The 12,929-nt window shown below is 65.8% G+C and carries 11 protein-coding genes and 1 riboswitch; of the genes, 6 read left to right on the top strand and 5 right to left on the bottom strand.

Features of this window, described 5'->3' with window-relative positions:
* Positions 1-249: 249 nt before the first annotated feature.
* The 3 genes from ACTOQ1_RS41195 to metE form a co-directional block, all read right to left on the bottom strand.
* Positions 250-756 carry a lytic polysaccharide monooxygenase auxiliary activity family 9 protein gene (locus ACTOQ1_RS41195; RefSeq protein WP_362690702.1) on the bottom strand — a complete coding sequence of 169 codons (507 nt, stop codon included), beginning with the start codon at positions 754-756 and terminating at the stop codon, positions 250-252.
* Between the two features lie 670 nt (positions 757-1,426).
* Positions 1,427-2,209, bottom strand: a complete 783-nt coding sequence (locus tag ACTOQ1_RS41190; RefSeq protein WP_440073824.1) for an SAM-dependent methyltransferase — start codon at positions 2,207-2,209, stop codon at positions 1,427-1,429.
* Between the two features lie 309 nt (positions 2,210-2,518).
* Positions 2,519-4,408: a 5-methyltetrahydropteroyltriglutamate--homocysteine S-methyltransferase gene (gene metE, locus ACTOQ1_RS41185; RefSeq protein WP_440073823.1), complete on the bottom strand. Its 1,890-nt coding sequence runs from the start codon at positions 4,406-4,408 to the stop codon at positions 2,519-2,521.
* A gap of 25 nt (positions 4,409-4,433) precedes the next feature.
* Between metE and ACTOQ1_RS41180 the strand changes: the two genes are divergently transcribed.
* The 3 genes from ACTOQ1_RS41180 to ACTOQ1_RS41170 all read left to right on the top strand — a co-directional run bounded on the left by ACTOQ1_RS41180 (position 4,434) and on the right by ACTOQ1_RS41170 (position 8,084).
* Complete coding sequence (locus tag ACTOQ1_RS41180; RefSeq protein ID WP_440073821.1) at positions 4,434-5,975, top strand: recombinase family protein; 1,542 nt, start codon at positions 4,434-4,436, stop codon at positions 5,973-5,975.
* 511 nt (positions 5,976-6,486) lie between these two features.
* Positions 6,487-6,675: a hypothetical protein gene (locus ACTOQ1_RS41175; protein WP_440073820.1), complete on the top strand. Its 189-nt coding sequence runs from the start codon at positions 6,487-6,489 to the stop codon at positions 6,673-6,675.
* Entirely contained in the window at positions 6,672-8,084 is a 1,413-nt protein-coding gene (locus ACTOQ1_RS41170; RefSeq protein WP_440073819.1) for a replication initiator, read from the top strand. The genes ACTOQ1_RS41175 and ACTOQ1_RS41170 overlap by 4 nt, the downstream gene beginning before the upstream one ends.
* Positions 8,085-8,093: 9 nt before the next feature.
* On the opposite strand, the gene ACTOQ1_RS41165 is transcribed toward ACTOQ1_RS41170, so the two are convergent.
* Positions 8,094-9,239, bottom strand: a complete 1,146-nt coding sequence (locus ACTOQ1_RS41165) for a helix-turn-helix domain-containing protein (RefSeq protein ID WP_440073817.1) — start codon at positions 9,237-9,239, stop codon at positions 8,094-8,096.
* A gap of 141 nt (positions 9,240-9,380) precedes the next feature.
* Between ACTOQ1_RS41165 and ACTOQ1_RS41160 the strand changes: the two genes are divergently transcribed.
* The 3 genes from ACTOQ1_RS41160 (at position 9,381) to ACTOQ1_RS41150 (ending at position 11,481) form a co-directional block, all read left to right on the top strand.
* A complete protein-coding gene (locus tag ACTOQ1_RS41160; protein ID WP_440073816.1) occupies positions 9,381-9,803 on the top strand; it encodes a hypothetical protein in 423 nt (140 codons plus the stop codon).
* A gap of 2 nt (positions 9,804-9,805) precedes the next feature.
* Positions 9,806-10,015, top strand: coding sequence for a hypothetical protein (locus tag ACTOQ1_RS41155; protein ID WP_440073815.1), 210 nt, complete (start codon positions 9,806-9,808; stop codon positions 10,013-10,015).
* An 890-nt stretch (positions 10,016-10,905) separates the two neighbouring features.
* Positions 10,906-11,481: a hypothetical protein gene (locus ACTOQ1_RS41150; RefSeq protein ID WP_440073813.1), complete on the top strand. Its 576-nt coding sequence runs from the start codon at positions 10,906-10,908 to the stop codon at positions 11,479-11,481.
* Positions 11,482-11,971: 490 nt separating this feature from the next.
* On the opposite strand, the gene ACTOQ1_RS41145 is transcribed toward ACTOQ1_RS41150, so the two are convergent.
* Positions 11,972-12,322: a hypothetical protein gene (locus ACTOQ1_RS41145; protein ID WP_440073812.1), complete on the bottom strand. Its 351-nt coding sequence runs from the start codon at positions 12,320-12,322 to the stop codon at positions 11,972-11,974.
* A gap of 110 nt (positions 12,323-12,432) precedes the next feature.
* A riboswitch (cobalamin riboswitch) is annotated at positions 12,433-12,645 on the bottom strand.
* Positions 12,646-12,929: the final 284 nt, after the last annotated feature.

Here is a 12,929-nt window from a genome sequence, read left to right as displayed (position 1 = left end):
TGGTGACCTCTTTCGAATCATCCGAGGAGGGGACGCCAGGAAAGGTGCCGGAACGACGAAACCGCCCCCGCACCCACCGGGGCCGGAGACGGCGGGGGACGCCGCCGGGCCACGGGGCGCGGGAACGGTTCGGGTCCAACGGGCCAGACCCCTGCCATCGGACCTGGCCGGACCTGTCAGACCTGGTTGGACCTCACGGATCCATCCATGTCCTGCTATGTCCGGCCAGATCGGATCGCGGATCGCGGATCAGCGCTGCAGGTCGACGCAGGAGTAGAAGGCGTTGGCGGTGTCGGCGATGTTCCAGACGGCGAGGACCTTCAGACGGCCGGTCCTGCCACCCAGGTTCACGTTGTGCGAGACGGTGGCGCCGGGCTGCCTGCCGCCGTCGTTGAACACCGCGATCCGGGTGTTGCCGATGAAGTACTCCCACGTGCTGGTGGCGTGGCGGGCGGTCAGCACCCAGTTGAAGGTGACCGAGTTGCCCACGCTCGTCGCCGGCCAGCCCTTGCTCTCGTTGCTGAGCTGTGAGAACCGGGCGACGTTGCCGTGGCAGTTCTTCAGGCCCTTGGGACCTTCCACGCTCTGGGGCTCGTAGATGATGTCGCCGCAGCCGGTGACCCGGCCCTGGGCGCACATGGCCTGACGGCTCGGCGGCGACGAGATGTAGCCGTGCGCGTTGGCCGGTGACGCGATGAACACGGTCGAGGCGACGGCGATGATCGCCATCGCGAGGAAGGTGACCGTTCTGCGCATGTCCTGCTCCTTCGCTGGGGGGTGACTCGAATATAAAAGAAAGTTTCCTAACAGTAAATATTCGAGTCAGGAAAGATTCGGTGGCCTGTCAGGCGCGACGACCCCTTCGGCCGGGCCCCGGGAGCGGCGGTTCTCACGGTTGGCCGCCCGGTCGCTCTTTTCGGGGATGACGGCCCTGATGTGGCGCCGGCCAGATAGCCGTGGTTGTCGCCGGAGGAACGGGAGGGAGCAGGCCTGTCGGCGGCCGCCGCGGCAGGACGGGTACGCGGGCGGCCGGACCTTGCTACGAGCCAGGACGGCGCGAAACCGCGCGCTGTCCCCGTTGCCCCACGGTCCTTGCCCCACGGTCCTTGCCCCACGGTCCTTGCCCCACGGTCCTTGCCCCACGGTCAGGACGAAGGACAGCGGACGACATCGCCGGTCGACCGGCAGGTGGACCTTGCCGGTCACCACCCCGAGAAAGGCCGGGCTGCCCACGGGCAGCGGCCCCGGCGATCATCGTCTGCGAAGGAGGTGCGCCCGAGCTCGGCGCAGACCGTGTGGACGGCGCCGACTCGGGCGGCCGGCAGGTGGGTGTGCTCGCGCGGCGGGAAGGTCTCCCCCGGCCGTTTCGTGAACCTGGAACGGATCACCATCGGGACCCGGTGAACGTCTCCCGAAGGGGCGCCCCCTACGGAACTCTCGCGACCATGCCGAAGACGCCGGGTTTCGCGAGGTCGGGGATGGGGTCGAAGTCGTCCTCGGGGCGCCAGCCCTGGACGGGGACGATGCCCGGAGCCAGGAGCTCCAAGCCCTCGAGCCACGCGGCCATGTCCGCGCGGGTGCGGCCGACGACGGCTCCCTGACGGGTGTGGCCGTACAGCTCCTGGCCCTTCTTCGCCAGGTCTCCGGTCAGCTCGCCGGGGTGGCCGTGGGAAACGGCCACGTAGCTGCCGGACACCAGCGGGCGACGGATCTCGGCGACGATGCCGGCCACCTCCTCGTCATCGGGGATGAAGTGCAGGACGGCCAGCAGTAACACTCCCACCGGCTGGGTGAAGTCCAGGTAGTCATGGACCGTGGGGTGCCGCAGCAGGGCGGCCGGGTCGCGGATGTCGGCCGGGACGACCACCGTGCCGGGGTTGTCGGCGAGCAGCGCGCGGGCATGGACGAGCACCACGGGATCGTTGTCGACGTAGACCACCCGTGAGCTCGGCGCCGCGCGCTGGGCCACCTGATGAACGTTCTCCTGCGTCGGCAACCCGGCGCCGATGTCGAGGAACTGGCGGACGCCCGCGTCGACGAGGATGCGCACGGCCCGGCTCAGGAAGGCACGGTTGGCCCTGGCGTTCTCGCGCGCGTTCGGCACGGACTGGAGCACCATATCGGCGGCTTCGCGATCCGAGGCGAAGTGGTCCTTGCCGCCCAGCAGGTAGTCGTATATGCGTGCCGCGCTCGGCACGGTCAAGTCCACGCCCGGTATATCCATGGACGAAAGGTTAATGAATCAAGCTCCTTCATCGGCGTTTTTCGCGCAAGGGCTGGACATCGGTCCCCGGCCGCCAGAGCGAGGTCCGCACGCTCGCCAGGAGTCAGCCGTTCCGGCATGCACGACCTCGGCCGAACGTAGAGGCGCTCGATCAACGATCTTCCGCACCGGCCCGCCTGGCGACGCCGCGAAGCAGGGCTCCGGCAAGCCACGAGGCCGGCCCCTGTCTCCGAGGCTCGATCATGTGGCTGAAGCTCCTCATCCCAGCCACATGATCGAGCCTCTGAACAGGCTCTAGACCGCTTCCGCGCGGACGCGCAGGGCAGCCTCGACCATGTTCCTGAGGCTGGCCTCCGTCTCCGGATAGCCGCGGGTCTTCAGGCCGCAGTCGGGGTTGACCCAGAGCAGGGCCGGATCCACCGAGGCCGCGGCCGTACGCAGGGCGGCCTCGATCTCCCCGGCCGAGGGCACCCTGGGCGAGTGGATGTCCCACACGCCGGGCCCGATGCCGCGCGCGTAGCCGAAGGCGCGCAGGTCGTCCAGGAGCTCCATCCGGGAGCGGGCCGCCTCGACGCTGGTCACGTCGGCGTCCAGGTCGCCGATCGCGCCGATGATCTCCCCGAACTCCGAGTAGCACATGTGGGTGTGGATCTGCGTGCTGTCGGCCACCCCGTTGGTGGCCAGCCGGAACGCGGCGACCGCCCACTTCAGGTAGTCCTCGCGGTCGGCCTGCCGCAGCGGCAGCAGCTCGCGCAGCGCGGGCTCGTCGACCTGGATGATCCTGATACCCGCCGCCTCGAGATCGCGGGTCTCGTCGCGCAGCGCCAGTGCCACCTGCATGGCGGTCTCGCCCAGCGGCTGGTCGTCGCGGACGAAGGACCAGGCCAGCATGGTCACCGGGCCGGTAAGCATGCCCTTGACCGGCTTCTTCGTCCGCGACTGCGCGTAGGAGGCCCAGCGCACCGTCATCGGCTCGGGACGGGAGACGTCGCCGAACAGGATCGGCGGGCGGACGTAGCGGCTGCCGTACGACTGCACCCAGCCATGCTCGGTAGCGGCGTAGCCCTCCAGCATCTCGGCGAAATACTGGACCATGTCGTTGCGCTCGGGCTCGCCGTGCACCAGCACGTCCAGGCCGATGTCCTCCTGCAGCGCGATGACGCGGTCGATCTCGGCCTCCATCCTGCGCTCGTACCCGGCCCTGTCGATGTCGCCCGAGCGCATGGCGGCGCGGGCCTGACGCACCTCGCCGGTCTGCGGGAAGGAGCCGATGGTGGTGGTGGCCAGCGGCGGCAGGCCCAGGTCGGCGTTCTGCACGGCGAGCCGCTCGGCGTGCGGGGCGCGCGGGCTGCCCTCGCCCAGTGCGTCCAGCCTGGCTCGCACCCGGGGGTTGAGGAACCGCTCGACGGTCCTCTCCCCCACGACGACCTCCTCGCCGTTCAGCGCCCTGCCGATCCGTACGACCTCGTCGACCTTCTGCCTGGCGAAGGCCAGCCGCTCACGCAGCCGCGGGTCCAGCGAGGTCTCGGCGTCCAGGTCGAGCGGGACGTGCAGCAGCGAGCAGGATGTGCCCACCACCAGCCGGTCGCTAAGGCCGAGCAGCGCGGCGCAGGTCGCCAGCGCCTTCGCGGTGTCGGTACGCCAGATGTTGCGGCCGTCGACGACCCCGGCGACGAGGGTCTTGCCGGGCAGCCCGCCGGCGGCGGCCAGCGCCTCCAGGTTGCCGGGCGCCGAGACGAAGTCCAGGCCGACGGCCTCGACCCGGCTGCGGGCCAGGATCTCCAGCGCGGGCCCGATCTCGCCGAAGTAGGTGGCCACCAGCAGCCGGGGGCGGCTGCTGAGCTCGCCCAGCCGCGCGTAGACCCGGCGCAGCGCGGCCAGTTCCTCCTCCGTACGGTCGGCGGCGAGCACCGGCTCGTCCAGCTGCACCTCGGCCACCCCCGCCGCGGCCATCCGTTCCAGCAGCTCGGCGTAGGCCTCCAGCAGGCCGTCCAGCAGCCGCAGCGGTGCGAAGCCGGGCTCGGTGGACTTGGCCAGCAGCAGGAACGACAGCGGCCCGACCAGCACCGGCCGGGTCTCGACGCTCAGCCGCCGCGCCTCGGCGTGCTCGCCCAGCGGCTTGCTCCAGTCGAGCCGGAACCGGGTGCCGGGGCCCAGCTCCGGAACCAGGTAGTGGTAGAACATGCACAGAGGCCCTATTAAATCGGAGGTGCTCGTGCCGAAGACGACCACGCTGCCAGAGGGAACGGACCTGGTCCCCGTCGTGTCCTACGCTCGCATCTCGGCCGACCTTCGCGGCGACGAACACGGTGTGCAGGACCAGCACCGGGTCAACCGCCAGACGGCCACACGTCACGGCTGGACCGTGGTGCACGAGTTCACCGACAACGACAAGTCAGCGGCCAAGGCCGACGTCTACCGCGACGACTTCGAAGCGATGCTCAAGGTCCTCAAGGGCGGGAAGCTGCCGGACGGCAGAGAGGTCCGGGGCGTCGTGATCATCGCTGAGGACCGGCTGGCCCGTCGTCCCGGCGACTACGAACGGTTCGTCGAAGCGATCACCTACCGGGACGGGCGGGTCTTCGCCGACGCCAAGCAGTCCAAGGACCTCTACAGCGAGGACGTGGAGAGCATGGGCCTGTTCGGCGCGGTCATCTCCAAGATGGAGGTCCGCAAGATGCAACGCCGGATGCGCAGTTCCCATCAGGCGCGGGCACTCCAGGGCAAGGCGGTCGGCGGTCCTCGTCCGTTCGGCTGGAAGGACGACCGGATCACGGTGGAAGAGCCGGAAGCGGCTTTGCTGCGGCAGGCCGCCCGCGACTTCGCCGGGGGCACGTCGCTCTACGCCATCGTCATGGACTGGAAGCGGCGGGGGGTCAAGACCCCTCGGGGCAACGACTGGCAAACGCGCACGCTCAGCTCGGCACTGGCCAAGCCGCGCATGTGCGGCTACCGGGAGCTGCGCGGCGAACTGGTCCGCGACGCGAGCGGCGACCCGATCACCGGGGAATGGCAACCGATCCTCACCCCTGCGGAGTGGCTGGCCGTGCGAGACATCCTCGACAGCCGCAAGGGGCACACCGTCAAGCGGGGCGGCGCCGTGGGCGCTCCCCTCCCCCTGGACTACCGGGAGCACCGCTACCTGCTAACCGGCGTGTTGCGCTGCGGTCGTCCCGTCGAGGGCGGGGGCGTATGCAACGTGCCGCTGAGGACCAAGAAGACGAAGGACGGCAAGCGACACATCTACTTCTGCCCCGGCCAGGACGTGGGCGGCTGCGGCGGAGTCGCGCGGCGCGGGGACCTGGTCGACTTCGCCATCTCGGAACTCGTGCTCGGTCAGATGGAACTCGCCCAGTACACGGACGTGGACGACGCTCCACTGTGGACCCGGGAAGAAGAACTCGCCGACGTAGAGGAGCAACTGGAGGAACTGACCCGGCAGTGGCGGGGGCGGAAGATCTCCAACAACCTCTACTTCCGCACCGCCGCCGACCTGGAAGGCGACATCGCCCGGTTGCGGGCGGAGAAGAACAAGATCACGGGACGGGCGGAACGCCAGCGGGCGAGCATGGTCACCGACATCAAGGAGATCCGGCGGCGCTGGTACCTCCCGGAAGCGGAGGGCGGGCTACCGCTGTCGCGAAAGAGGGCGCATGTCCGGGAGATGCTCCACGCGGTGATCGTGCACCCGGCGGGCAAGGGACGGGCCACCTTCAATCCCGACCTCCTCGAACCGGTGTGGATGGAGTAAGACGTCCTGGGACGTCCTCGCCCCCAAGGGAGCTGAGCACCTGACCGACAGGTGACAGCTCCCTTACTTGTTGCCCCTGACGATCAGATGCAGCCGTACGCAGCCGGACGTCACTGGACGCAGCCGGACGCCACCGGACGACAGGGGACGGCTCGGAAGACGTCCCGGCGGAAATTCCCGCACGCATAATTTCCCGTCCACCGTGGCAAAATAACAATAGATAATTTCCCCCGCCTTTCGGGAAGCAGCGAGAGACCAGACGCGACACATTCGAGCGCAGTACGCCACCGGGCACCACGAAGACGAGAGCCGTTCCGCTGGGGGGACCCGGCCAGCGGTAGGCCAGCAGTACAGGCAGCGCTCACTGGTTCACCGTCGCGCGACCTCAACACTCCATCAATCTCGCTGACGAGTGCCGTTCCTGCGCAGTCATGTCTTTTCCGCATGCCTGCCGATGGCACCTGTCTTTTCCCGAAATGGCGTGGGAACTCCGCAGAGAGAAAGGAGTCCTTTGGTACCTCCCGAACTGGTACCGCACGCCGCGCTTGTACGGGAGTGGTCCAAGCGCAAGATCGCCGAGTCGCCTCGGTGGTCACCCGAGAAATGGCGACGTATCGCCGCCATCCACGGCATCGAGCTGGCCGACGGGCCGACCCGTGCCGAACCCCCGTCCCTCGAAGCCGGGAGGGGTGCCGCGTGAACCCGGCCCCCTCCTTCGCCCCTGACATCCTGGCCGCACTGCAACGCGCGGCCATGCCCGACTTCGCCCGGTGGCAACGCATGGTCTACGCCACGGGCGGCTGTGCCCAACCGGTCCGCCTGCACGGTGAACGTCTGACCTTCGACGGCGCGACCGGTGAGATCCTCGACGTCTACCGGACGGCCGACGAACCCACCGGGTTCCTACTCACCGCCTGCGGCAACCGTCGCGCGTCGCGGTGCGCAGCCTGCTCGGCGGTCTACAAGGACGACACCTACCACCTCATCATCTCCGGCCTGCGCGGCGGCAAGGGCGTCCCCGAAGACGTGGGCGGCCATCCTCGCGTGTTCGCCACCTTCACCGCTCCGTCCTTCGGCTCAGTCCATGCTCACCGTACGGGCAAGGACGGCAAGACCCTGCCATGCCGTCCCCGGCGCGACTCCCCTATCTGCCCTCATGGCCGATACGAGGGCTGCGGTAGACGTCACGACCGCGAGGACCCACAAGTGGGGCAACCGCTCTGCGTGGACTGTTATGACTACCAGGGCGCGGTCCTGTGGAACGCTCACGCGGGAGAGCTGTGGCGCCGCTTCACCCAGGCACTCCCGGCTGTCCTGGCTCGGCAGCTCGGCGTGTCTCGTGCTCACCTGCGTGAGGTGCTGCGCCTGTCGTATGCCAAGGTCGCCGAGTACCAAGCGCGCGGCCTGGTCCACTTCCACGCGGTGATCCGCCTCGACGGCCCGAACGGTCCAGCCTCCCCTCCCCCGGAGTGGGCAACCGTTCCACTGCTGGACACCGCGATCCGGCAGGCCGCCGCACAGGTCGTCGTCCCGGCCTCGAAACAGTCGCCGGACGCTCCTCCTCCGGTCCTGCTGCGCTGGGGTGACCAACTCGACGTGCGACCGGTCTACCTCTCCACCGACCTCGACGGCGTGAGTGACCAGCGGGTGGCCTCCTACGTGGCCAAGTACGCGACCAAGGGAGCGGAATCCGCGGGGACGGTGGACCGACGCATCCGTGACGCTCGGGACATCGCCCGACTGGACGTGACCGAACACGCCCGGCGCATGATCCTGACCTGCTTCACTCTGAACCGCCTGTCTCAATACCGGCTGCTCCCACTGCGGCATTGGTCGCACATGCTTGGGTACCGGGGCCACTTCTCCACCAAGAGCCGCTACTACTCCACCACCCTCGGCGAGCTACGCCGGACCCGTGCCGACTACCGCGCCGCGCAAGCCCGGATGCTCCTCGGCCTGCCCGACCCTGCCGAAGAGACCACGCTCACCCTGTCCGAGTGGCGCTACGCCGGAAGCGGCCACCGACACGGCGAACCCTTCTGGGCGGAGCTGGCCCGGCAACGCATCGTCACTGCCCGCAGGATCGCCAAAGAACGGGCGGCACCATGAGGCCCGTTGTCACGCGGCGGGCGGTGGCGCTTCAGGGGAAATCATGGATTGCAGGTGTTCGCGCGCCTGTCGTATCTCCGGGGTCGCGTTCCATTTGAGGGACGCTCGGAGTATTTCATGAACCCGTTTGTTGACTCGCGCCGAAGCGACGAACGGGAGCGCTCGCGCCAGTTCGTTCATCCGATCAGCCGCGAAAGACGGATCAGAAGCCCTGAGTGCCGTTTGTATCTGCCGTCCCAGATATTGCGCCCGGAAAAGCGGCGACCATTGCCCGATCGTGCTGGCCGCTTCATTCAGCAGTGTTCCGGCTTCCCCGTACTCGCGAAGGTGGCTCAGTCCTATGCCGACGTCACCCGCCAAGGCGGCCTCTCCGAAGGGAGAAAGCCCTCCGACATTGAGCGCACGATCAAGCGCGTCCCGGGATGCTGCTTTCTGCTCCGGTATGAGCGCCAGGGAACGCCCAAGCCTCATGCTCAAAGATGCCTGCTGGCTGCTGGTGATGTCCGGGACCTGTAGCCCTCGCTGAGCGTAGGTGACCCCTCGGGCATGATCACCTCGGTAGAGACTGACCCGGCTCAGGCTGTCGTACGCGCGGGCCTGGCTCTTGAAGTCCTGGGCTCGAAGCGCGAGGTCTAGCGCGATGCCGCCGGTCCGGTCAGCCTGGGCAAGCTTCCCCGCGTCGTACAGAACGAGGGTGACCTGATACATAAGCTCGGAAACCGCTTTTTGCAGAGGCCGCTCGCTGACGTCTTTCAATATCCGATCGATGTGCTGCATGTGGCTTGACGCACGCGACATGAGCGGAATTCCACCAAGCTCATACCGACTGCGAGCAAGTGACGTGGCCAACGTATTCACATAATTGGCGTCTTGGTAGGGGTTCGCGCCAGTAGAGGGAACAAAGATAACGGATGCGGCTGCTGCCAGAAATTCCCTACGTTCCACGGACTCCTCCACTTTGGGCGATATGCGTATTTCCCAGCCTACGCGCGCCAGTAGGTTGATGGCCTTGGCCATGCCGGTGTCCTTCTGGCCTCGGGATACCTCGGAGACCCATGCCTGGGAAACACCTAGCTCACGGGCGAGATCGGTCTGGGTCCACCCTTGCTGCTCCATGATCGCTTTAAGGGCCTCTGGGAAAGTTCGCACATCCACCGAACGAGCGTATCGCTGTGAGCGATCTTTCCCCTAGCACTCCTATCGCTGTAAGCGATGCCCTTGCTGGTGCTCTCAGAAACGGGTCGGAACCATGAGGGCCCCAAAGAGCGCGCACCTGTGAGAGGAAAGGCGGGTGTTATGAGAGTGACGCAAAGCGAAACAGAGGGGCAGAGCGAAAACCAGCGTGGCGACGAGTGCGGCGAGGTGATCACCGACGCTACAGCGGAAAGCCAGGACAGGGCTCTGGCCGTCGTGCAACGACTTCTCACCGAACATGGCATTCGTGCCCACCGCCACAACACGATCAGCCTCGGGCTCTACGGCAACCATGTAGACCTTCCCACCTGGCCGAACCGACCTGACTCCCGGACATGGATGAAACGGCACCCGCCCGAACTCGCGGTGATCGGCCCCCAAGGCTGGCGCGATATCACGGTGACCGTAGGACCGCGCTCGGGCTGCTACCTGGTGTCCATCCGCAACGGTCCCGACCTTCAGGCTGTCGGGCAGGAACAGCCGGAAAAGGTGGTCGACCTGATCCTGGCCGCTCGGGGGACGTGAGCGTGTACGGCTGGGTCATCCTGGGCGATGCGGCTACGAAGCGCGTCAACGGCCAAGAGGTCATCATCACTGCCGGTAGGTCGGGCAACCTCGGGGCGGCCATCAGGGCTTGGGAGGACAACGAACGTCACCGGATGGCGCACGAACTGGGAAACCTAGGCCGTCTGGTCAACGACGCGTTGGACCGGCTACGACAGGCCAGGGATACCTGAAGGAGGCGGCCGGAGTAGGTCACTCTCACTGTTGGTAGCCATGTCATCCGGTGGCAACCCGACCCGAAGCACAGGGCCGCCAGGCCCGAGCATCGGAAGCGGGGCGGCAGAGATGTTACTCCCACATTCGGGCGTTCCTGATGAACACGAGCGGAGCGGCCGGCGCAATCCGAAGGACCCCGGAGGGGCCGCGTAGCGGTTGGGCCGGTGGTCGGAGCGGGCGGCAGTGCGTCCACGGTCGGCGCGGCGTTCGGTACGGCGGGCGGGCTGGTGCGGCGGGCGGCGGGGTCCGGCCGTCCGCGCCGGGCGGGCGCGGGACGGGACCGGCCTCCAGGCCGCATGCCCGGTCCCGATGTCCGGGCGGCGCGGGCGGGCGTGCCGCGCCGGACTGCGGCGAGGAGCGCTGACGCCCTAATGATGCAGGTGAACCTGCGGCCTCCTCATCAGCCTCATAGCAGCACGACCGTCCGCTTTTCAGGCGGAGCAATCACCTAGCTCGGATGATAAACGCCGTGGTCACGTGCATATACGTGGCGGCACGGATGTGTTGACCTGTGAGGACGTTGCTGTCAGCACTGCTGTCACCTCATCCGTGGTTACTTGGCGCCGAAACCTAACGGAGGAGGGCTTCGGCGTCGATCGCCTTAGCCACGAATGACCGGAACCAAAGTAGGCGGTCGTCATGGCCTAGAAAGACCAGTTCAGCATGAACCGTTGCAGATCCTGTAACGCCGAGCACCATCCACAACGATCACACACTAGAGCAATGTTGACTTTTCGCTGACGTTGGGTGCCCATTGGAGCCCATGACAACGAGGAGCTGCCTGCCAGATGGCGCTCGCACGTATGGCGACTCACCCCGCCTAGGTTGAATCCGTGAGGTATCGAAAATGAATGACTTTACCTTCTTTCTGCTCGGCGCCCTTGTGTCGATACCAATATCCATACTTTCTCCTTTTATCACAGTCAAGATTCAGCGGTGGCGCGCAAGGCGCAGCTCCATCCAGTCGAACATCAGGCGCGGGATTCTTGAGAAGGACCTCAAGGAAGCGGAGGAGTACAAAAAAGACCCACTCAAATTCATCGCCTTTATCGGCTATCGCATCTTAGTATTAAATGCGATATGGCTACTTATCGGCATTCCTGGCTTTATATTATCCTTTATTATTAACGCCATGCTAGGCATTAATACGATAACGACCATTGGCCTAATAACCGACCCATGGGTAAATGCACTAAACCTGCTTGATGCTGTTATGTATATACCACTAGCAACCCTCCTATTTCGATACAGCTACCAAACGGTTCGCGTTGCTCGACGCGTAATGGATATTGAAAAGTTCAGGACTCAGATAAATGCCGAAGTTGCCACCCTCAAAAGCGCATACCCTGATGTAACGTTGGAAGCATCACAGGTGTCGGCTTCGGAGACCCCGCCAACAGAGCCTCAAAAACCAGCCTCCTGAGATCTTTCTATCTGCCTCCTTCATATAAAAGCAGAAAGTTTAGGACCAGAGATCAAATCTGGAGCTCCCCATTGGAATAACAACCTTTCCCCTAGCTCTTTGGTTTGCAGGGTTCGTCGCGCTCACCCCAGAGCTGAGTCCCCGCTAGAGGCATGTACTGATAAAAAGCGTAAACCATGGTGGATCCCGGATAGCCGCCCGTCTAGAATAATTATCTGGTCAGGCTTAGTGCAGGTAAAAGCCTGCGTGAGATCAACCTAAAAGCCGCAGCTCGCACAGAGAGGACTGCGTAGGTGCGGCGGCGTTTACGCCGACGCCTTGACCAAGTAATGAAAATCCTCGCGGGTCGACCCGCTAACGCGATCTCGATCATGTAGCTCAAGGACCTATCTGGCCCGTTGCCCAGACGTTCTGGCAGCTCAGAGCATCGATCGCTCAATGAGCCGCTACGCCGACCGCTCCCCCGCAAATAGTTGCCTTTGCGGTTGAACTAGTGGTAGTTGGTGTCGAACCACTTGGTCATCTCCAGCGGCGCCACCCCCTCGGCACCCCGGGCCATCGCGAAGTACGGATCCGCGACCCCGGAGAACCGCTCGGGCACCGCGCCCACCAGCGCGATCGCGTCCAGCACGTGGTCATACAGGGAGAAGGTGTTGGACGGCACCGCATCCAGCCCCGCCCCCGACAGCTCCCGCCACACCCGCTCGCGCAACCCGGCGGCCGTCTCCTGCAACCCGGCGGCATCTGTGCGCCCGGCCCAGTAATCCTCCGTCGCCCGCTTCAACTCGCGACGGCCCCCGATACGGGGGTAACCCAAAACGGTCGTGGTGACCTGACTCATGGCGTCCTTCCCTCGGCTCATGCCATGCCGACCCACGGCCACGCGCAGGACCCATCCGGGAAAGACGCATCCCAGGCCCTCCCACGAGGCCACGGATCACCGCACACCGGACGGCGCACGGGCGACTGGCAGGTCTTCGGACTCGCGGGCACCACACACAATTCCTACTGACCGTCGCTTCCCAGACGCACAAGCGTCCAGTGCCGATGACGGCGTTCGTTCCCACTCACCGCTGCGGGGCAGTCCCGGAATCACACCGGGTTCCCTCTTACGACTCCCGACACCAACACGACACCGGAAGAACCAACCGCACCACGAGCATAACCCGCCCCTGTCTCCAGACCGAGCCGGCCAGCGGCAGGCCAGCAGTAGAGGTAGCCTTCTGGGTCTGCCCGATCCTGCCGAAGACCGGCATCACCCCGTCTGAGAGGTGCTATCCGGAAGCGGCCACCGGCACGGCGAACCCTTCTGGGCTCAACTGACTTCGGCAACGCATCGCCACTGCCCGCGAGATCACCAAAGAACAAACTCATCCTGAAATGGGGTGACTTCATGGGGATGTGTTTCAGTCGTCCTGAAGCCCCCTTCACTCTTCTGTACCGGATCT

Origin of the sequence: Streptosporangium sp. OZ121 (assembly GCF_051918885.1) — a bacterium.
Classification (GTDB): domain Bacteria; phylum Actinomycetota; class Actinomycetes; order Streptosporangiales; family Streptosporangiaceae; genus Streptosporangium.
The sequence above is the reverse complement of the archived record's forward strand: the minus strand, read 5'-3'. Positions and strand labels throughout refer to the sequence as shown.